The 18,619-nt window shown below is 54.3% G+C and carries 23 protein-coding genes; 15 read left to right on the plus strand and 8 right to left on the minus strand.

Annotation, left to right across the window (positions count from 1 at the left end):
• Window positions 1-467: 467 nt before the first annotated feature.
• The 3 genes from KP004_RS03585 to KP004_RS03595 all read right to left on the minus strand — a co-directional run bounded on the left by KP004_RS03585 (window position 468) and on the right by KP004_RS03595 (window position 2,808).
• Entirely contained in the window at window positions 468-1,022 is a 555-nt protein-coding gene (locus KP004_RS03585) for an NADPH-dependent FMN reductase (protein WP_216801016.1), read from the minus strand.
• A gap of 144 nt (window positions 1,023-1,166) precedes the next feature.
• Window positions 1,167-2,288 carry a sensor histidine kinase gene (locus KP004_RS03590; RefSeq protein WP_216801017.1) on the minus strand — a complete coding sequence of 374 codons (1,122 nt, stop codon included), beginning with the start codon at window positions 2,286-2,288 and terminating at the stop codon, window positions 1,167-1,169.
• A 208-nt stretch (window positions 2,289-2,496) separates the two neighbouring features.
• Window positions 2,497-2,808 (minus strand): MGMT family protein, encoded by a 312-nt coding sequence (locus tag KP004_RS03595; protein ID WP_239026922.1) that lies wholly within the window; start codon window positions 2,806-2,808, stop codon window positions 2,497-2,499.
• 212 nt (window positions 2,809-3,020) lie between these two features.
• Between KP004_RS03595 and KP004_RS03600 the strand changes: the two genes are divergently transcribed.
• Window positions 3,021-3,371 (plus strand): hypothetical protein, encoded by a 351-nt coding sequence (locus KP004_RS03600; RefSeq protein WP_239026923.1) that lies wholly within the window; start codon window positions 3,021-3,023, stop codon window positions 3,369-3,371.
• A gap of 90 nt (window positions 3,372-3,461) precedes the next feature.
• On the opposite strand, the gene KP004_RS21555 is transcribed toward KP004_RS03600, so the two are convergent.
• Window positions 3,462-4,082, minus strand: a complete 621-nt coding sequence (locus KP004_RS21555; RefSeq protein ID WP_437178145.1) for a DUF6944 family repetitive protein — start codon at window positions 4,080-4,082, stop codon at window positions 3,462-3,464.
• Between the two features lie 174 nt (window positions 4,083-4,256).
• Between KP004_RS21555 and KP004_RS03610 the strand changes: the two genes are divergently transcribed.
• From KP004_RS03610 to KP004_RS03620, 3 genes are all read left to right on the plus strand, one after another.
• Window positions 4,257-4,673, plus strand: coding sequence for a hypothetical protein (locus tag KP004_RS03610; RefSeq protein ID WP_239026924.1), 417 nt, complete (start codon window positions 4,257-4,259; stop codon window positions 4,671-4,673).
• Between the two features lie 20 nt (window positions 4,674-4,693).
• Window positions 4,694-5,089 (plus strand): hypothetical protein, encoded by a 396-nt coding sequence (locus KP004_RS03615; RefSeq protein ID WP_216801022.1) that lies wholly within the window; start codon window positions 4,694-4,696, stop codon window positions 5,087-5,089.
• Window positions 5,090-5,219: 130 nt separating this feature from the next.
• Complete coding sequence (locus KP004_RS03620; protein ID WP_216801023.1) at window positions 5,220-6,137, plus strand: RDD family protein; 918 nt, start codon at window positions 5,220-5,222, stop codon at window positions 6,135-6,137.
• 155 nt (window positions 6,138-6,292) lie between these two features.
• Here KP004_RS03620 and KP004_RS03625 read toward each other — a convergent pair whose 3' ends face one another.
• The 3 genes from KP004_RS03625 to pdxR all read right to left on the minus strand — a co-directional run bounded on the left by KP004_RS03625 (window position 6,293) and on the right by pdxR (window position 8,504).
• A complete protein-coding gene (locus KP004_RS03625; RefSeq protein WP_216801024.1) occupies window positions 6,293-6,649 on the minus strand; it encodes a helix-turn-helix domain-containing protein in 357 nt (118 codons plus the stop codon).
• The gene (locus KP004_RS03630; RefSeq protein ID WP_239026925.1) at window positions 6,618-6,962 is read right to left on the minus strand and encodes a type II toxin-antitoxin system RelE family toxin; all 345 of its coding nucleotides are present in this window, start codon (window positions 6,960-6,962) and stop codon (window positions 6,618-6,620) included. The genes KP004_RS03625 and KP004_RS03630 overlap by 32 nt, the downstream gene beginning before the upstream one ends.
• A gap of 150 nt (window positions 6,963-7,112) precedes the next feature.
• Window positions 7,113-8,504: a MocR-like pyridoxine biosynthesis transcription factor PdxR gene (gene pdxR, locus KP004_RS03635; protein ID WP_216801025.1), complete on the minus strand. Its 1,392-nt coding sequence runs from the start codon at window positions 8,502-8,504 to the stop codon at window positions 7,113-7,115.
• Window positions 8,505-8,729: 225 nt separating this feature from the next.
• On the opposite strand from pdxR, the gene KP004_RS03640 reads away from it, so the two are divergent.
• Window positions 8,730-9,911, plus strand: a complete 1,182-nt coding sequence (locus KP004_RS03640; protein ID WP_216801026.1) for a hypothetical protein — start codon at window positions 8,730-8,732, stop codon at window positions 9,909-9,911.
• A 335-nt stretch (window positions 9,912-10,246) separates the two neighbouring features.
• On the opposite strand, the gene KP004_RS03645 is transcribed toward KP004_RS03640, so the two are convergent.
• A complete protein-coding gene (locus tag KP004_RS03645) occupies window positions 10,247-10,462 on the minus strand; it encodes a hypothetical protein (RefSeq protein ID WP_216801027.1) in 216 nt (71 codons plus the stop codon).
• A 265-nt stretch (window positions 10,463-10,727) separates the two neighbouring features.
• Between KP004_RS03645 and KP004_RS03650 the strand changes: the two genes are divergently transcribed.
• The 10 genes from KP004_RS03650 to KP004_RS03695 all read left to right on the plus strand — a co-directional run bounded on the left by KP004_RS03650 (window position 10,728) and on the right by KP004_RS03695 (window position 18,290).
• A complete protein-coding gene (locus tag KP004_RS03650; protein ID WP_239026926.1) occupies window positions 10,728-10,955 on the plus strand; it encodes a hypothetical protein in 228 nt (75 codons plus the stop codon).
• A 185-nt stretch (window positions 10,956-11,140) separates the two neighbouring features.
• Window positions 11,141-11,572: a hypothetical protein gene (locus KP004_RS03655; protein WP_216801028.1), complete on the plus strand. Its 432-nt coding sequence runs from the start codon at window positions 11,141-11,143 to the stop codon at window positions 11,570-11,572.
• Window positions 11,573-12,040: 468 nt separating this feature from the next.
• Entirely contained in the window at window positions 12,041-12,568 is a 528-nt protein-coding gene (locus KP004_RS03660; protein WP_216801030.1) for a DUF3916 domain-containing protein, read from the plus strand.
• Window positions 12,569-13,290: 722 nt separating this feature from the next.
• Window positions 13,291-13,635: a hypothetical protein gene (locus tag KP004_RS03665; protein ID WP_216801031.1), complete on the plus strand. Its 345-nt coding sequence runs from the start codon at window positions 13,291-13,293 to the stop codon at window positions 13,633-13,635.
• A gap of 1,032 nt (window positions 13,636-14,667) precedes the next feature.
• Window positions 14,668-15,186, plus strand: coding sequence for a hypothetical protein (locus KP004_RS03670; RefSeq protein ID WP_216801032.1), 519 nt, complete (start codon window positions 14,668-14,670; stop codon window positions 15,184-15,186).
• 152 nt (window positions 15,187-15,338) lie between these two features.
• Window positions 15,339-15,695 (plus strand): hypothetical protein, encoded by a 357-nt coding sequence (locus tag KP004_RS03675; protein WP_216801033.1) that lies wholly within the window; start codon window positions 15,339-15,341, stop codon window positions 15,693-15,695.
• Between the two features lie 115 nt (window positions 15,696-15,810).
• A complete protein-coding gene (locus KP004_RS03680) occupies window positions 15,811-16,119 on the plus strand; it encodes a hypothetical protein (protein ID WP_216801035.1) in 309 nt (102 codons plus the stop codon).
• A gap of 169 nt (window positions 16,120-16,288) precedes the next feature.
• Window positions 16,289-16,726 carry a DUF4826 family protein gene (locus KP004_RS03685; RefSeq protein WP_216801036.1) on the plus strand — a complete coding sequence of 146 codons (438 nt, stop codon included), beginning with the start codon at window positions 16,289-16,291 and terminating at the stop codon, window positions 16,724-16,726.
• Window positions 16,727-16,760: 34 nt separating this feature from the next.
• The gene (locus KP004_RS03690; RefSeq protein WP_216801038.1) at window positions 16,761-17,147 is read left to right on the plus strand and encodes a hypothetical protein; all 387 of its coding nucleotides are present in this window, start codon (window positions 16,761-16,763) and stop codon (window positions 17,145-17,147) included.
• Between the two features lie 288 nt (window positions 17,148-17,435).
• Complete coding sequence (locus KP004_RS03695; RefSeq protein WP_216801040.1) at window positions 17,436-18,290, plus strand: hypothetical protein; 855 nt, start codon at window positions 17,436-17,438, stop codon at window positions 18,288-18,290.
• Window positions 18,291-18,619 lie beyond the last annotated feature (329 nt).

The raw sequence follows: 18,619 nt of genomic DNA on the forward strand, positions 1-18,619 counted from the left end.
GTGGGGGATTGCTGTGGGGAAGCAGTGCTTCGTTGGGGCGGACTGGCTAACGGTGCCATAATAGGGCCCGGAAACGGGTTGGACCACCTTGGGCAACACGGCGACCAGGTCGTGATGGTGCTTTGCTTGGCTGGAGAAATTCTTCTGTTGGAATTCGAAGGTTACTCGATGGAGCGGCTTGGGGCGATGGGGACGCGAAATGTCGGGTACCCGGGCGCCCGCGCAGAGCAGGGCGAGGGTGACCAGGAATATCACGAAGGTCCGGGGGCGAATATGAGCGGCGTGACGGAGTCTCATAGGGGGGCTCGATGGCGCTCATTAATAGCACGTTTGCCGATAAAAGGAAACCGGGTATGTTGCACCCTCCAGGAGCGTGCCCCCCAGCCCCAGCTGTATCGCCCCGGCAAAGAAGAGGCCCCCGACTGAAGCCGGGGGCCTTTGGTAAGCATGCGTTGCTGCCGCGACGGTCATGCAGCGTGGCGCTTCACCCACTGGACGTAGCGGTCCATCCACCCCTGCAAAAAATTTATGGCGTCGGGGCTGGTGATGTTCCCCGCGGCATCGAAGAAACCTTCCTTGACCTGGATGAACACCTCCGGCTGCCCCATGGTCGGCACATCGAGATACGCCAGCGTGTTGCGCAGGTGCTGCTGGGCGAGCGCCGTTCCAATCTGGCCGATGGAAGCCCCGAGGATCCCCGCGGGTTTCCCGGCCCAGGCGCTGGTCCCGTAGGGGCGCGAGGCGTTGTCGAGCGCGTTCTTCAGCACGCCGGGCATGGAACGGTTGTACTCGGGTGTTACGAAGATGAGCCCTGCGGACGCCTTGACCTCGCTTTTCAGGCGCACGACAGACTGTGCCTGGTTGTCATCGTCATCCTGGTTGTACAGCGGCAGGTCACCTATCTCCAGAAGCTTGAAAGAGAAATCGGCAGGCCCCAACTTGATCAATGCATTGGCAAGCTTGCGGTTGATCGAGTCGCGCCGCAGGCTCCCCACAATAACCCCTATCTGGTACTGACTCATAACCTTCTCCTCCCTTGATAGCGGAATAATTACAGCTATGACTATAGCACCGTGTCATCTGTTTGCTATCAAGGAGGGCGGGCCTGCATCACACCGGGAGCAGAAACAATCTCCCAGGGTGGGAAACGCTATCGAGGCGGGCGGTCAGTCAATCGGTATCTGGAACTTGAACAGGGTTCCTTGGGCCGTGGAGGAGGAGAAACTCACCTTTCCTCCCAGCAGCTTCTCGCCGATCAGCTGCATCGAGAAGGTCCCCACCCCCCGGCCGGCCCCCTCCTTGGTGCTGAAACTGCGCTGGAAGATGCGGCACTGCACCTCCTCGGGGATGGGCTTTTCATTCCAGACACAGAAGCGCAAGGCATCCGGCTCCTGCTCGAACCAGAGCTTCACCTCGCCGTGCTCCTCCGTTGCCTCGAGGGCGTTCATGACCATGTTGGCCATGACCCGCAACGCCAGTGACTTGTCGGTCTTCACGCTGAGTAACGGCAGCGAGTCGGGGAGCAGCATGGACTTGTCGGCGGCGGCGTCGTGCTTGGCGAATATCCCCTTGAGCTCGGCGAGCAGTTCGCCCGCGGTCGTATCGTCCCGCGACGGGCGGTACTCCAGGAAGTCGTTCTTGAAGAGGCACCTCTGGATCTCCAGCTCCTTGTGCAACCTCAGGGCGGCCCGATGGATCATCGCCGCCATTTCCGACTTGTCTTCCCGGACCAGGTACTGGCTCGCGCCCAAGAGACCCGTGAACATGTTGCCCATGTCATGGAAAAAGGTCCTCTCCAGGGCGGCGCGCAGATGCTCCAGGGTGACGTCGTGCAGAAAGAGCAGGATGAAGGTTTGCGCCTCCAGGTTCAGCGTACTGGCGCGGACCATTATCGCGTACTCCGCCGTCATGTCACCCTTGCTGGTGCTGAGCGAGCAGAGCTCTTCCACCGGTCCCTCACCGTTCAGCGCAGCAACCATGGCGATCACCGCACCGCAGGTACTGCAGAACCGCGTAGTCCCGCAGCCATGTGGTTCGTCCTTGCTGTGCACGCACCCCAGCACCTCGCCCAGGCGCAGCCCCAGCACCGGACCGGGATCATCGATGCCCAGCGTCTTCAGAAAAGAGTCGTTGAGCCCGACAACCTGTCGATGCTCGTCCAGCACCGCTATCAGGCCGCCGATCGAATGCAGCAGTTCCTGGACCACCGCGCTGGTGGTGACCTTTACAATTTCTTCCTGCAGTTGATCGTTAGTGGTGCGTTCGGCGGGAGCGAAATGGGTATCCACAGCAGCCTCCAAGGGAGAGATCCGATCAGAACAAGCTGGTTTTGCCAATGCCAATGGTGCGTGCGGGAGATGGTGGGGAGTACGATGGGACTAATCTAATTATTTTTGTCTATGATGTCAATTGCTTGTTGCACTATGCATTTTTCCCGATTGCGGCGGAGGCTGGAAAAAGGCCGGCGCGAGCAACCGCTGCGTGGCGCAGACTCTGTTAAGGTTGCCACCGGTAGATATGGAGCGGGATCCGGCCGTGGGAGTCGAAGCCGACGCCCTCTTCTTCCAGTCGCAAGCGCTGCAGTTCATCCCCTGCGCTGCCTCCGGAGCGGAGGCTGATCTCCCCCTTGGCGTTGATAACGCGGTGCCAGGGGATCGAAGGGTCATTAAGGGCGCTCAGGGCATAGCCGACCTGGCGTGCCCGTCCCGGCAGTCCGGCCAGAGCCGCTACCTGGCCGTAGGTGGCCACCTGTCCCCTGGGGATCCGGGAAACGACGGCATAGATGTGCTGGTAGGTAGATGATGCCACTGTGTCCCGGTAACGGTTTTGCTGAGTCGGTTCCACTTTTTTCTCCCACTCGGGTTGCGCAGCTTTCTGCGCCATTGTATATTTCTGCCTGGCGGAAATTAGTTTACTTTAACCAGTCAGGGGCCTTCGTAGAGCGAAGGAAGGAGGTTAAGTTGACATCTCAACGGATATTGCGAAACTACCGCAGCATTGGGCCAACTAAGTTTCATCACTTGAACCAGAAAATCAGAAACTCTCTCCTGGATTACAACAAGATTCCTGAGTCGTTTTGGGCCGCGCATCCCCAACTGCGAGAGGAGTATCGCGAGGCCTCGGAAAAGTACGACCTAATTTACCACGAGTCGATGCTGGGGGGCAAACTGGCTATTGCCGAGCGCGAGCGCCGCCAGGGAGAACTCGTTGGGTTACTGGATGAGATCGCGTCTCTGCTGGAAATGGCCGCGGTGCGCACTCCGGAACTTCTCATACTTTCCGGTTTCGATCTCGCCAAAGAAAGAAGGACCCACTCCAGGGCCAAGAAAGCTGCTGCATCGCAGAACGACCAAGACAGTATCCCTGCTTGATCCACCCCAATTTCCGCCAAGAGCCGCTGCACCCAAAAGAACGGGGGGTATCGCAAGATCCCCCCGTTCTTTATTGTTCTCCCGCCCGTCTTACCTGAAAAGCAGGCCAGTCACATACTCCTCATTCCTGTTTCTTTGCTCTCCGAGCTCCTCGAATGCATCGTGGGAGTCACCGGACGCGTCGTGGGAGTCACCGGACGCGTCGAGCGAGTCACCGGACGCGCCGAGCGAGTCACCGGACGCGCCGAGCGAGTCACCGGACGCGCCGAGCGAGTCACCGGACGCGTCGAGCGAGTCACCGGACGCGCCGAGTGAGTCACCGGACGCGTCGAGCGAGTCACCGGACGCGTCGAGCGAGTCACCGGACGCGTCGAGCGAGTCACCGGACGCGCCGAGTGAGTCACCGGACGCGTCGAGCGAGTCACCGGACGCGTCGAGCGAGTCACCGGACGCGTCGAGCGAGTCACCGGACGCGTCGAGCGAGTCACCGGACGCGTCGAGCGAGTCACCGGACGCGTCGAGCGAGTCACCGGACGCGTCGAGCGAGTCACCGGACGCGACGAGCGAGTCGCCGGCCGCGCCGAGTGAGTCACCGGACGCGCCGAGCGAGTCACCGGACGCGTCGAGTGAGTCACCGGACGCGTCGAGCGAGTCGCCGGCCGCCCAGGGAGGTTCGAACTGGTCGATGATGGGAAGATTTAACTTGAACAGGAGGTGGCGTTAATTTACAGTGGCTAACTGCAGTGGTTTCTTGACTCTCCACAGCTTACCATCCAGGAGGTGTTTCCGCTCATGTCGTTTCGTGGTCTTTCTCTGCTGCTCATTGTTCCTGTTGTCGCAGGCTGCGCCATAGGTGTTCCACAAAGCCGCCAAGAGTTCGTGGACATGTACAAGGATGCCAAGGTATTCGGCAAGGCGGAGCACTATACCATCAACCGCTCCGCCAAATCCGTCACCTCCGATGTAAAAGCCTATGCTCAAAAGTGTCTCAACGTGAGGGTCGTCGATCCGCCGAATTACGCTTTGAAGGAGACGGGAGGCTCGACAACGTTCCGGCCGCGTTTTGAGACCCTTGGCAAGGACACCACCGCGCTCACGCTGCAGGAGGAGTACAACGACAGCCAGATGTCAGGAGCGCCTAAGGACGGTATCTACACCCTCGTGGCCGAGATTCGTCCGGCGGGCAAAAACAAGACGGAGCTCGACATCTACCACGCCAGGCGCGGCAAGATTTCGGACCCGCTCAAACAGTGGGCCGATGGCGACAAGTGCTCCTGCCCGTCGCTTAATCGAGGGTGGTGAAATAGGAGAGGGTAGATTCCTTGGAAGCCATTTTTGAGCTGATTTTCGGTCTGCTGTGGGAGTTGTTTGCCAACATCATATTTCAGCTGCTGGTGGAGTTGGGGTTGCGGTCGCTTGTCGAGCCATTCCGCAAAAGCGATCGCAGGCATCCCGTCTTGGCGTTCATCGGCAGCATCCTGCTGGGTAGTTTGGCCGGGTTGGTCAGCCTGTGGATCGTTCCCAACCACATGATTCATTTCAAACACCTGCAAGGGTACGGGCTTCTTTTCGTGCCGCTACTCTGCGGAGTAACCATGGCTGGTTTGCGGCGGCTAAAGGAGAGCAGGGGACGGCAAGTCTTTTTCATGGACAGCTTCACCTACGGCTACACCTTCGCGCTTTTCATGTCCCTCGTCAGGTTTTACAGAGCCGGGTGAGTGGGAGATGAAACCGGAGCCGCCGGAGCAGTGCCAAGGTCTTGAATTATAAGTTTTTTGACTAAAAGTGGTTTTTCAAGACATGGCGCCGTATCTGTATTTCTATCTTTAAAAGTGTAGAGGACAAAACATGACCAAATCATCGCAAATAGTGGTTGGCTTTTGGCGTCGGTTCTTTGCGGATTTCTTGGACGCGATGGTTCTTGCCATTCCTGGGTACGGTGTCGGATACCTTTTTAGGTACTCTTTCAGTGAAATGGGGCTGCGTGCCGTTTGGATTGGGGTCGTATGCAGTCTTCTTTACTACGGGCTTTTGCACACCCGTCTTGGCGGGGGGCAGACTCCCGGCAAGCGCTTGCTTGGCATCCAGGTGCTGCGTCGGGATGGACAGTATTTGGATTTTGGAAGGTCATTCCTTAGATACTTGGTAGTCTCATTCATTTTTTACAACGGACTCTATGGCAGTCTTCTCAATCATCTTCCTCCGTCCGCAATGATGGCAGTAGGCTCAGTATATATTCTGGTGATTATCTGGGCCTTCTTTGCCTGTTTCCTCATGATTCCGTTCCATCCGCTCAAGCGTGGTTTGCATGACCTTGCCGCGGACAGCGTGGTCGTCTACAAAGATTGTTTCGACAGCGATGAGTTGGACCGCCTGGATGATCCCTCCAAAGCGAGGCGCGCCTTGGCTGTTCTGAGTGTGGGGTCCTGTCTATTCGCGGGGGCTTGCGTATTCGGCCTGTTAAAGCTCACCTCTGGCTCAGAAGATATGGCGAAGCTAACCGAAATTCAGAAATTCGTTGGCACTGAATACGACGTACCACAGGTCACAGTCAACCACTTTAATGGCAAAGCTACGTCATTGGCAGTTGTTCTTCATGTCCCGTTGGCCAGCTTTGAGAATAAGGCTGAAAAAGAGCGAATCAGGCAGGAGGTCTTCAACAAAACAAAAGCCAGATTCAACGACCTGGAGCGGTTCGGTACCCTGAAAATTGTCATGTCCTCGGGGTATGACATCGGAATTGCAAGCTACTTTATAAGGGACTGACCAGCTATGCGGAGGATAGGAGCGCAGGAGCAGTGCCAGGTCTTGAATAACAAGGTTTTTGAGTAAAAGTGATTTTTCAAGACCTGGCACCGCAGGGCACCGCAGGAGGGCACCGCAGGAGCACCGCAGGAGTGGGGTGGAGGGACAGAGGTGGACTACAGGAACACCCTGTAGTCACTCACATTCAGCACTACCGCCAGCTTTCGGGCCCATTCCCTTCCCATCTGCCGTTTTCCGCTTTCCAGCTCGGAAATGTGTCTTTGGGAGATACCTGTCAACTCAGCAAGCTGCCGCTGGGTCATCCCTTCACGGTGGCGTGCACCTCTCAGTGCCATCCCTTGAGCATTTTCCGCGTAGCCGGGAAAGGCTTCTTCAACGGTAAAGTGTTCGCTTGCCTCAATCACTCCGATCTCCTTGGCGTAATGTCGAAGCATGCTGATCTTGTCATGGCTGCCGATGAAGCGAACCTCTGCTTTTTTGTCAGTAAGGGGCTTTTTCGTGCGTTCCAACATAAGTTAGCTCCACAAGTCGAATTTCTCCATCTTTCTCTTCCCAAACTGCTACGTAAGTAGGTTTTCCTTTTTTGATATGGCAGTGATGTCGTTTGGGGGCCAGCTTTCCATAATTGGGCCAGTCGCCTCGGATCGGGCCATTTCTGGCTATCTCGTGTAACAGGAAGAGAAGGGCAGCTTTGACCTTTTCCGGCAGCTTCTCCTTCTGCTTATTTGCTTGACGAGTTAGCCTTACCGTATAGCTCATAATATACCTTATTTGTGTATCAAAACCCACAGTAGAAATGAAGCCTGCCGTGGTGGTATAGGACAAGGAGCAGGGTGTGCAGGGGCCATTTGGGATTATAGAGTGACGTGCCCACAGTGCAAATGCAGAAGGAGCAGCCGCATGGCTACCCTTTCTAATATCTCAGGAACCTCAGGTCCACGGCGGTGGAAGATGCGGACGCGATTTCTGGAATGTTCAGCAGATCTGGGATAGCAAGGTTATGCCTTGCTCGATCTCGCTGCCGGTCATGCCGCCAAAGCCGAGCATCAGTGTCACCGCTTCCGGTTGGCCGGTAGCATGGAAATCGGAAAAACGGATCAGCCGAATACCTTTTTGCCCCGCCCTCTCTATGATGTCTGCTTCGCTGTAAGGGGTTTCGGGCAACCTGATGACGACATGGAGCCCGGCACCCTGGCCGATAACGACGGCCCGTTGGCCGAAGCAGGTTTCCACCGACCGCAGCAGTATGTCGTGTTTCTTTTTATAAACCGTGCGCATGCGCCGGATATGCCGCTCCCAGTGCCCCTGCTCCATGAAACATGCCATGGCTTTCTGTTCAACCAGCGACACGGAGCAGTTATAGCTTCGGTAGAGTCGGCGGTACTTGTCCAGTAAAGGGTAGGGGAGTACCAGGTAGCTCAAACGGAGCTCGGGAGAGAGTATCTTGGAAAAGGTCCCGGAGTAGATGATGTTCCCCGTCGGACGCAGCCCCTGCAAGGAGGGAATGGGTTTCCCCTGGTAGCGAAGCTCACTGTCATAGTCGTCTTCGATGATGAACCTGCCACCGGATTCCGCCCATTCTATCAATGCCAGCCGGTTGGCCACCGGCATCACGTAGCCAAGTGGCAACTGGTGCGACGGGGTGACGTAGGCGATGGTGGCGCTGCCGGCCTTGAGCCGGGTTAATTCGATCCCGCTGGTGCCGACGGAAACAGGACAGACCGTGTAGCCATGGTTCTCGAAGACGGCACGGGGCAGGTGGTAGCCGGGATTCTCGACGGCTACCATCGTGTGATTCTCTTGCAGCAGGTGCGCGATGATCTCGAGACTGTGGTGCAGGCCGGCGCTGACGATGACCTGGTCCGGGTGGCATGCCACGCCGCGCGACTTCTCCAGGTAAGCCTGAATGGAGCCGCGAAGTCCCCAGTCTCCCTGGAGGTCGCCATAGTGGCTGAATTCCTCGCTGTTGCGGCGCAGCCCCTCTGTCAGGCATTTTCGCCATAGTTCGGTGGGGAAACTTCCCGGATCGAGGCGGGCAGGATGGAAATCATAGGCAAAGCGGGACTGGGAGGGGGGGACGAAGTTGCTTTTGCCCTTCTTGCCGGACAGGGATTGCGGTGCGACCTCCTGGTCGAGTGTCGACACGAAATAGCCGCTGCGCGGCTTGCTGTAGATGTACCCCTCGGCATAAAGCTCCTGGTAGGCACCGTCGACCGTGTTGCAACTGGCAGAAAGTTCTGCGGCCATCTGCCTCACCGACGGGAGCTTGCTCTCGGCAGGGAGTTTGCCTGACAGGATGTGCTCTCTAAGCTGGTTGTAGAGCTGTTTGTACAGCGGCACCGGATCACTGCTATTCAGGATGAACATGCTGCCCCGTCACCTCCAAGGTTCGGCTGGCCGTTAAGCAGGATCTGCCTTCCAACGCGATGCACCAACCGTCACTGCATACTCGCATACTATCCAATCTGCTCCCATAAAAAAAATAAAAACTGCAGCTGTGAATGGTTGCACATTGGGCCTATGCTCCTCTCACTGATGTCAGTCCCGGAAAAGCGCAGCCGGGAAATTCACACAAACATCGAGAGGATACCTATGAAAAGAAGTCTGAGGCTTTTGGGCACGGCGTGCACCGTGCTTATGTCAATCTCGACCATCGCTGTTGCGGAATCGGTGACCTTTCCCATGGGGGCCGCAACCCCGTCGGAGACCTGCGGAGAGTGTCACCAGGTGCTCTTTAAGGAGTACGCCCTGGGCGTCGGCAGCGATAATCATTCCGCGAATCACTCGATACCCGCGACGGTTTCCTCCGCGGCGACCGCCCATGCCACCTCGAAATTCACGCCGCTTGCCTCCGGCGGAGATGTGGAATGGTGCCGTTCCTGCCATTTTGCAGGGTCTTTCAACATCCCGGGCAAGACTGAGGTCGGGAAGCAGCTGCCCAACGTGGTAAATGCGGGAGAGATCTCCATCACCTGTGCCACCTGCCACCTGACGCCCGAGGGGAAAGTACGAAGCGTGCGCACGTCGAAAAACGCACCCCATGCCTCGGTTGTCGAGCCTGCGCTGCAAACCTCGGCGGTATGCGCCCACTGTCATGTCGAAACCACGAACACCAGGATCGTCGGGGGGCAGTACCAGACCTACATGGAGTGGCGTGAGGACTTTCATAAGCCGGGCCTCGGTGCACAAGAGTGCCAGGACTGCCACATGCCGCGTACCTTGCGTAAGGTTGCCGAGGACTCGGATGGTGCTCCCGTCGCGGTCGGGCGGCACCTCTGGACCGGTGGCCACTCGGCGCAGCGTCTGGGCGGCTCGTTGAGCCTCTCGATCATCCAGCGCGACCAGGACAAAGCCGCCCTTTCTTTCAGCGTGACCAACATCGGCGCCGGACATTCGGTCCCGACCGGTACCAATGCCCGCGGTGTATATCTCACTGTGGATGTGCTGGATCGTCAGGGGGTAAGCCGCGCCCGGAAAGAATGGCTCTTCGCGCCCAATTTCAGTGCCCGTCCCGACGACAAGGCCTTCCTGGAACAAGACAAGAAGCTTTCCGGTTATGAGGGGTACGCGCAGACAAGGGCCGACGCACAGGGGGCGCATGAACCTCCGGTGCGAGCCGGCGAAGAAAGGCTGCTGAACTGGGACCCCGCTTTGGCCCCTGGTTTGTACACTGTCAAGGCGAGGCTGAGGTATACCACCGATCGCTTCAGGACACCCGTAGCCGACGACGAGAAAGAGATGGGGAGTGCGGCCCTGCTGATAACGAACAAGTAAAGCAAGGACCGGGAACAGGCACTACAAACTAGAAGGGGCAGCCGTATGGCTGCCCCTTCTCTTTATTTAGCGTTGGTGGGAGATACAAATCTCAGGTCGGTTCCACAGGAACATCTCACGATATTGTAAAATCAATAACTTATGACCAGGCCGTCGTCCCATTCCGGCGATTGCGAGGAAACCTGGTACCCAGCCTCACAGAACTGGGAGGCGCGGCCGGGATAAACGGGGGGGCAGGGCTTTGGTTCGGAAGTCTGCTGCGGCATGCTCGACGGTGGGGCGGCATCGTCGGGTGCCAGGAGCGTCCCGGAGTAAAGGGAAACGGCATGGGTGGCCTAATCCCTGCGCTTCTGTGGCTGCCTTTTCTCGCCGAGCTTAGCCAGGAAGCGCCGGAGCCGTAGAGGCTCTGGGCCCACAACGGCGTATTTATCACAGAAATCGAGGTAATAGCGGAGCCACATGACGAAGTTGGGGCGTTCCTCGTCCGGTATCCCGTGCTCCTCAAGGACGACCGCATACCGCTCGACGAGCTGCTCTGGTAACTGCATCATATGCGCCTCCGTTTGAGCCCTTCACAGATTGTGGCAATGCGGTAATCTTCCAACGCATTAAGAAAAAAAATACATTGATAGTGGCTAACGGCGCATGCTAACCTGCTGCAGCGCCATCGGGCCTTCAGGCCGGAGGTGCCTATGTTGAGGGACATGAAGACGCAGGCCCATCTGAAACCGGGGCAAAAGGGGACCAAGCGGCTGGTCGCCCAAGTACGGCCAGGCACTGCTTTGCGTACGTTACCGTTACGACAGGGTTCGCGGCGTGCGTCTTAAGACGGTCGAACTCGTCTTGGAGGAAAAGGCGTGGCCGATGCCACCCCGCCACGGCGATACGGCCGTTGTCGCCTTGCAGGTTGCCTATACGGAAAGGGCTCTGCGCGAAAAGCTGAAGGCTGCAGGGGCGAGGTGGGACCCCGTGGAGAAGGTCTGGCGCGTGCCGTTCAGTTCCATCCAGGGTACGGAGCTGGAGGCGCGGGTGCTGAAGGATTAGCAACTCCAATGAGCCCTCCGGCACTCGTTCTAATACGGTTGTTTCTTATATAGGCAACCAAGATTGGCTACCTATACAGGAAGCAAGTTACCCATATAGGTAGCCAGCTTCCTATATGGGTAACTTATCTAACCGTTCAATAACAAATGTTGGCAGAGAAGGAATGAAATCAAAAAAGGGTGCGAATGGATAGCATTACAATAATTTCGTATGAATCGGTTGGACCGATCCGCTTTAAAGATACCACTGAAGATGTCGTTTTATCATGCGGGACTCCGAATACTACGACCGCAGCTAGAAATGGTGATTTTATCCATCATTATAATTGGGGGTTAGTACGTTTCTCTCACGAGAAGGGAACGGTCCAAGAAATAACCTTGTTCAGCAACACAAAACCAGTCATTCATGGCATTGACTTGTTCAATGACCGTGAAGCCCTTCAAAAAATCACCAAGCTTGAAAAGAATTTATATGAATTCGTGGGCTTTCTCTTTTTGTTGGATCTCGGCATCAGTTTGAGTGGATTCCATAAGGAAGAATCAGAGCGAGTTGTTGCTGCCTTTTCTAAGGGCGCAGCTGATCATCTTAAACCCAAATTCGCGCGGTACGAGCTATAAAGAACTGCCAACAACACGGCGGCAGACCGTCTCCGCTTTGCTCCGCGGCTGCGCCTCGCCACCGTTGCTGATCAGGATGCTCGATATATGGGAGCATTTATCAGATGAAGAGCTTACATCTGAAGTTAAAACAGAACTCTTTGGTAGGGGCTGGAACTCCAGTACATCTCACTTCACGTTTGTTAGAGATTTATATCCCAAAATAGTAAGCGAAAAGTTGAGAAAGCGAGTTGACTGCGTTTTGCTGTCACTCATGGATCCAAGAAAACCAATTGACAGTGACATGGCACTATATGTGTGTAGTCATCTGGATATCGCTGGTACTGTTGAGGCATATCAAGAGCTAGTTCGCCAGATGAAGCAAGAGTCAAAGAATAACCAGTGATGAATTCCAACAAGGCGGCGACACACAGGCGCTGACGCGCTGGTGCGCCCCCACGCCGTTAGATGCAAAATAAGAGGCGAGCAATGAATGGGCTGACAGGAAAAAAGAAGATTCGCGGAGCACGCAGGAAAATGACCGGCTTCATTTCCCGGTTGATGAGCGAAACGGAAAGGTTTCCAGAAGAAGACAGACCAGGCTGTGGCTATTGGCATCTCCACATGCCTGTGTCGAAGTTATTCATTGATTCCACTTCAACACCACTGTCAACACGGCACGTTTTTATTCAGGCCGTTTTGGACGCAGCAGGAAAGCTGAGAGATTTAAAGTCAACCGACGAAAAGAGAAAAATCAGGATAGTCACCTCAATCAGCCTACCCTGCCTCTTTGACTCCCAGATCACAGTTTTTTTCGACGACAAATACTTCAGTACATTTTTCGACCGAGACTCATCGGAACAGCGTTGGACTGCCCTTCCGGCGAATAGAGACCTTCAGAAGGAGTTATCGTTGAAAATGCCCGAAGGCTTGCAACAGAAGGGATTCCACGAGTCGGTTTCGGATGAGGATTATAGCTTTGAAGGTGAAGTTTGGTTCTTCGGTGAGCTTGCGTGAAAAGTAACATCTAACAATCGGCTAGACCAGTCGGCGATAAATCCGCCTCTGGTCAGCCTCAAGCCGTTGTTGAACCCTAAAACTTGAATCGCGGAGACGCAGAGACCGCAAATAACTCCAATTAAATGACGAGGTTTGAGTATGGCTAGAAGACTAATGAAATGGGGACGCCCATGAAATTATGCGTTTCTCATTGCCATGACGTCCGAAGAAACGCATGAAATCATGGGCGTCCCCATGTCCCCCGAAGAAACGCATGAAATCATGGGCGTCCCCATGTCCCCCTGGGCGTCCCCATGTCCCCCGGACGGGTCACCGCCCACGACGTTGGCCGGAAGCCATTCTAAAGATAAGTGAAGAGGTCTCAAGCGAGGCGGAGATTGTGATGGGGCAGCAGGGGGACGGTCATAAGATTATAAGATTCTAGGCGATGTTACGACGTTATGAGGATCGGCATGCCACGACAGGCTCTCAACCAGCGGTGAGCCAAGCTTTTGAGCGAGGCGAGCGGCTAAGGACTGAAAGACGATGGGCATTGAGGGATTTGCTTCAGAGAAACTTATAAACTTATGACCGTCCCCCTGTTCCCCTAGTAAAAAACGGGCCGGTCAGCCTCACCGCGTTGGGCGTGAAAAAGAAGAAGAGGGAGTAACGAATTGGTCGCGAGGTTTCTAAGGCGTATCTTGGGTAGGCTGACTTCTGCAATATTGCACTTTAAGGCCATGCTACAGATTAACCCTGGTTTCGATCCCAAGAAGCAATATGAAGTAGACTTGTGGCTCAAAATTCTTGGAAGGTCTTACGATTTTCAGTCCGATTATAAGAGATATTATGAACGGATTGCGACAGATGAGGAAAAGCAAAGAGTTCATACGACTTTGGCGTCAATGGTGATATCGGAGAGCTACTCCATTTCCAACAAGACCTTAATAGCCTACGTATGTGCGGATATAGGTGTTGAGGAGTCGTTAGAGGAGATAAGAAGGCTGAGCGTGTCGCCCGATTGCACGGATGCTGAGAGATTTGCTTTCGTATTAGCTTGCGAAAAGCTGTCACAACGCCGGTAAAATCAGCATAATCCCCTTATAAGGCCCCCGTCCGTCAATAGGCAAAATGGTGCCCGGACGATTTTGAGGTCGCTCTATCAAGTAAATCGCTGCTCCAGTTTCTCGGTTCCGACTCGTATTTCTCATTCCGGCATCAGGTTTTTCTCTTAGGAAAAAAGGCCTGCACCAAACACTTATCGAGGTTCACACCGCTGCCCTTTTACACTGGCAACGGTTGCGCGGGCATCACCCGCGCGACCTGGAAACTATATCGTACCCTCATGCCGTCCCATTCAAAGATCGGGCTCGTACATGCGCACGGCGCAGTTGGTTCCGGGCTCGGCGAGGGGCAGAACACATATGAAATTGAAGGCAGTCAATTCGTCTATGTAAGGAGCGGAACGGGGCTCCCAATCAACGCCTCAGTTCCCGGAGTATCGGCATAGCGACCGCGCCGCGCTCGATTCGGCGCACTGTTAGATTGCCGGTCGCAGGTCATGCTCACCCATGTCGGCCCTAGTTGGAATTCGGGGCAGCAGGGGGACGGTCATAAGATTATAAGATTCTAGGCGATGTTACGACGTTATGAGGATCGGCATGCCACGACAGGCTCTCAACCAGCGGTGAGCCAAGCTTTTGAGCGAGGCGAGCGGCTAAGGACTGAAAGACGATGGGCATTGAGGGATTTGCTTCAGAGAAACTTATAAACTTATGACCGTCCCCCTGTTCCCCCTGTTCCCCCTGTTCCCAGGTTGCCTATACGGAAAGGGCTCTGCGCGAAAAGCTGAAGGCTGCAGGGGCGAGGTGGGACCCCGTGGAGAAGGTGTGGCGCGTGCCGTTCAGTTCCATCCAGGGTACGGAGCTGGAGGCGCGGGTGCTGAAGGATTAGCAACTCCAATGAGCCCTCCGGCACTCGTTCTAATACGGTTGTTTCTTATATAGGCAACCAAGATTGGCTACCTATACAGGAAGCAAGTTACCCATATAGGTAGCCAGCTTCCTATATGGGTAACTTATCTAACCGTTCAATAACAAATGTTGGCTGGAAAGATTATGTACTACAAAGTAATCGAAAAATTTGGGCCGAATGATGGCAACAGATGGAACGACTATCTCAAATGGAGAGGACTCCACCTCACCAGGTTTGAGTCGGTAGATGGTGTACTAAGAGGCGACATCTTTGATCCTAAATCCGACGAGGACTGGCAAAACTGCATTCAAGAAGATTACAAGATCTCACTGATCACAAATCTTGAGTATGCGAAAAAAGTTCTTGGGCAGCACGATAATGCTGAAATAGTTGGAATTGATTTCCCTGAGGATCATCACTATCAACCGAGTGCAGGACTGCTGGGATTTGATGTGCTGGACTCGCATTGGGATGTCTCGATGCTCACTGATTGGGGGACTGACGAGGAGAGGCTCTTTTCGCATCTGATCATGGAAAATGGTTTGATAGGTGATATAGCAGAAGCATTTAGAATCAGAGACCTCCTCCGCTCGCAATTCCCTGAAGATCACCATGCCCGAGAGTGTCACGTTTGTGCCATCTACAGAATTACTCCTAATTAGGCGGCAACAGACATCAATTAGTGGTGGAAATGGCAGGAGCCAACAAAACGGGTGGAGGCGGACTTCACGGGGCGGGGAAGTTGCAAGGGCGTGTAAAAGCTCAGCCGTTCCGCCGCTCACCCTACAAGCGTTGGCCAAACAAGGGATAACTGATGCACAAGGATGAAGAAATATTTGCGAGAATCGCGCTGGTGATCTCAGGATTGTGCATCATCTTGCTCTTCGCACTAAAACCTAGGTCACCATCCGAACTGTTAGACTTAATTAGCCGCCCCACGATTGCTTTCCTGCCAACATGGTACGTGATTCAAAAGCACCAGCTTTTTAAAAAATTAAAGAACAGTACGCAATCACAAGCTGGAGCACTTTTGGGGCTAGTTGTTGGAGCAATGGTTACAAGGAAATTTTCAACGCATTATCAAATCTATCTGGTCATCTACGGGTTTGAAGTTTTGTGCTTGTATTACTTCATCAGGGCCAAGGGCAAAATAAGGGCAGAAAACAGCTAGCCCAACCAGGACGGGTGGAGACGGACTTCGCGAGTCTTGGAAAGCGGGTGTGTGCTTGGGAAAGCTAAGCCGCTCCGCCGCTCACCCTTAAGCCGTTGGCCAAGAAGGATTTGTCATGAGTAACAAACCAAGCGAATCTGAAAAACCAATTTTACGTTCCACTAAGATTGCTGGAGCCTTGCTCATGTTCTGCATCGGGTTAGCACCAATGGGGTTTGCAGCTTGCTTTAAACCTGCCCATTGGCTGGATTCAGCTTTCATTCCGTTCTGGGGGGTGATTCTTGTATCCACCGCTTACGCATTGGTGACCAAAGACGAGAGACGTGCCTCAATTGTTATTAGAGTGATGTGGGCCGTTGGCCTGATGAATCTTGCTGGTTGCGCTGATATATTGTGCGGGATAGGCCGTGCTACAAATGGATGACATCGAAATGTAGCGTGGAGACTTTTCAGTTGAACCCTGTGAAGTAAAGGAACCTCAAGGGGGCAGGCACTTTTTAATCGTGGGGAATGGCAGATGCCAACCAACGCCCTTAGACGCGGACGGCTGACGCCGCCGGTCAAGGCCGCCCCCGTTGACAGGAAGAGAAACCATGACTGACGATTTCGAAAATCCAGAGATAGAGGAGCGGTGGTGTACTGAGCAGCGTTCCGAAGTTCAAGATTACCTCCTCGGGCAAAATGTTGACTACGGAGAGATTGGAGAATGGCCGGCCTGGCACGTAGCACCCATGGTAGCGATATGGGCAATCGAGAGTAAGGTAAACCCGGGATGGGTGGGGTGGTGGGCCATCTCAGGAGACGTGCCGACAGACTACATATCAGCAGAAAAGGTAAAAAATCCAAGAGAAGCCATGCGCGTGTTTGCCAAAGTATGGGCAGAAGTTTCGGGGGGCATGTTACGAGGTGAATCTCACCCCACCATCAAGATTGGAAACCCAGAGAACTGGCCCGAGCTGGGAAATCTTTTGAAAAGACGTTCCGATTTACTCGCACAATTTGCAGAGGATGATTCAGTTTGGGAAGAATGACCGCCAACCAGGCGGGTAGAGACGGTCTTCGCGGATGCTGGTAGTGCTGATAGGGGCCAATGTAAGCTTGGCCGCTCCGCTGCTCACCCGCGCGAGCCGTTGGCCAAGAATTGAAGACATGGCAGCCGTAAGGATAGCAAGCATGTTCACATCCCTCATCATTACCATCATAGTAGGAAACTTGGCATTTTACCTTACCATGTTCAGATTGAACACAAAGCATAAGTGGCTTCTCGATCAGTTGCAGTTGGATGGCCGGCTGTATTGTTATTCAATTCCTCAAACAGCGAAACTTATTGAGTTTATTTTACGCGACCTTGTCAATTTAAAGGACCTTTTCTTACTGTTTGCTGGTTACACGATGGTAGCCTGTCTGCTGTTAACATTTGTACAAATAATTTATATGGTACTTTGGCACTAACAGCACCTCCACTCACGATTCAGATCGGACGCTGGAAAAAATACTCGAACACCAAAAACATGATCCACCCATATCGGGCGGGCAGATTTAATGGACAAGCACGTGGGATTGCGTAGGTGCCAACCACACGGATAGACGCGGTCTCCGCGGTGAGTAAAGAGTGGAAGGACGCCGGTACAAGTTGAACGCTCCGCCGGTCATCCGTAACCCGTTGGCGGGGGAGACTATAGATGTCCACCATGGGGGGCAAAGGGAATCGAGATGCAATGTGACTTGTGCGGAGAGGAGTTGTCCGAGACCGACAAGGCGAAGGGGGCGGACCTTTGCCGGGAGTGCGAGGCAAAAGTTTTCGAGAAAGACGGCAGTCAGCGCGAGGAGATGGCGAGACCTGCCGACTCCGCAGGTAAGAAAAAGGAAATATGGTGGGTGGTGTCGGTAGGCTCCCTGTTGGGATTTACCGGCATCGGATTTCTGACCTGCTTCCTGTTGCCACGCAGTGAGTCAGACTGGTTCGGGATCAGGTACCTTCTAGTGATAGGCGGGGCGGGCCTCGTCGGATGCCTACTTTGTGTGATTTTCGCCATCATCTCCCTGAACAGAAGGGAAAAACGAAGCTTATGGGCTGTGGGAGCGGCGTTTCCGAGCTCTTTGATCCTGATGGTTTGTTTCACCTTTGCAATGAACCAACACGCGAAGCAGGAGAACTACCAGAACTGGGCCACGAGCTACAAAAATTACAAACAAGAGATCATCGCCAATCCCGAAATTGTGCTCAGCGAGCATTGGGCCACCACGGCTGATGCCACCAAGGAGACCGCGTTCCGGGAATCGTTCGGAGACCCAGCCGTGTATTACGATCTGCGGTTGCTGAAGCGGATTTACAACGAGGTGCCACGCATGAGGGAGTATGTCTTCCTTCATCCCGCGTGCGACAGAGAATTCATCGAGGAGCACTTTGACGAGGCTTTCAAGCGAGCCGAGAAGGTCAATTACACCATGCTCGCAAGCATGATGAAGAATCCCAACACCCCTATCGAACTCGTTGAAAAGGTCGCGAGCAGTAAGGGGATGGTAATGGGCGCCGTCGAGCCGGCGAGATATGCGTTGCAAAAGAGAAAGGGAGGGAATGAGGACGGGCAATGATAACTCAGACATTCTGAGAACGAGAAAGGATTCCAACCAGAACGGGTGGAGTCGGACTCCGCGGTTGATGAGAGCGGGAAAAGCAAACCATAGGAATTGCCGCTCCGCCGCTCACCCGCTATCCGTTGGACAAGTTCCAAAACTAATATATAACCGAGGTCGCCTCATACCTGTTGGCCGCGATATCTTTTGGGTGGTAATTTGAGATCAGCTACCAAGAAATTTGTTTATGTAATCTTCTTTTTATTACCAGTGCTAAGTGTAACAGGCTGTGCCACAATTAATTATAGGGAAGATGTTGTTAGAAATGATTACGCAGGTGACACATT

Source organism: Geomonas oryzisoli (assembly GCF_018986915.1).
Taxonomy (GTDB): Bacteria; Desulfobacterota; Desulfuromonadia; order Geobacterales; family Geobacteraceae; genus Geomonas; species Geomonas oryzisoli.

What these genes read in the sequence shown, in the direction of transcription:
- KP004_RS03585 (WP_216801016.1), bottom strand. Translation starts at nt 1,022, where the DNA reads ATGAGTCAGTACCAGATAGGGGTTATTGTGGGGAGCCTGCGGCGCGAC.
- KP004_RS03610 (WP_239026924.1), top strand. Translation starts at nt 4,257, where the DNA reads ATGTACAAGGATGCCAAGGTATTCGGCAAGGCGGAGCACTATACCATC.
- KP004_RS03620 (WP_216801023.1), top strand. Translation starts at nt 5,220, where the DNA reads ATGACCAAATCATCGCAAATAGTGGTTGGCTTTTGGCGTCGGTTCTTT.
- KP004_RS03625 (WP_216801024.1), bottom strand. Translation starts at nt 6,649, where the DNA reads ATGTTGGAACGCACGAAAAAGCCCCTTACTGACAAAAAAGCAGAGGTT.
- pdxR (WP_216801025.1), bottom strand. Translation starts at nt 8,504, where the DNA reads ATGTTCATCCTGAATAGCAGTGATCCGGTGCCGCTGTACAAACAGCTC.
- KP004_RS03640 (WP_216801026.1), top strand. Translation starts at nt 8,730, where the DNA reads ATGAAAAGAAGTCTGAGGCTTTTGGGCACGGCGTGCACCGTGCTTATG.
- KP004_RS03645 (WP_216801027.1), bottom strand. Translation starts at nt 10,462, where the DNA reads ATGATGCAGTTACCAGAGCAGCTCGTCGAGCGGTATGCGGTCGTCCTT.
- KP004_RS03655 (WP_216801028.1), top strand. Translation starts at nt 11,141, where the DNA reads ATGGATAGCATTACAATAATTTCGTATGAATCGGTTGGACCGATCCGC.
- KP004_RS03660 (WP_216801030.1), top strand. Translation starts at nt 12,041, where the DNA reads ATGAATGGGCTGACAGGAAAAAAGAAGATTCGCGGAGCACGCAGGAAA.
- KP004_RS03665 (WP_216801031.1), top strand. Translation starts at nt 13,291, where the DNA reads ATGCTACAGATTAACCCTGGTTTCGATCCCAAGAAGCAATATGAAGTA.
- KP004_RS03670 (WP_216801032.1), top strand. Translation starts at nt 14,668, where the DNA reads ATGTACTACAAAGTAATCGAAAAATTTGGGCCGAATGATGGCAACAGA.
- KP004_RS03675 (WP_216801033.1), top strand. Translation starts at nt 15,339, where the DNA reads ATGCACAAGGATGAAGAAATATTTGCGAGAATCGCGCTGGTGATCTCA.
- KP004_RS03680 (WP_216801035.1), top strand. Translation starts at nt 15,811, where the DNA reads ATGAGTAACAAACCAAGCGAATCTGAAAAACCAATTTTACGTTCCACT.
- KP004_RS03685 (WP_216801036.1), top strand. Translation starts at nt 16,289, where the DNA reads ATGACTGACGATTTCGAAAATCCAGAGATAGAGGAGCGGTGGTGTACT.
- KP004_RS03690 (WP_216801038.1), top strand. Translation starts at nt 16,761, where the DNA reads ATGCTGGTAGTGCTGATAGGGGCCAATGTAAGCTTGGCCGCTCCGCTG.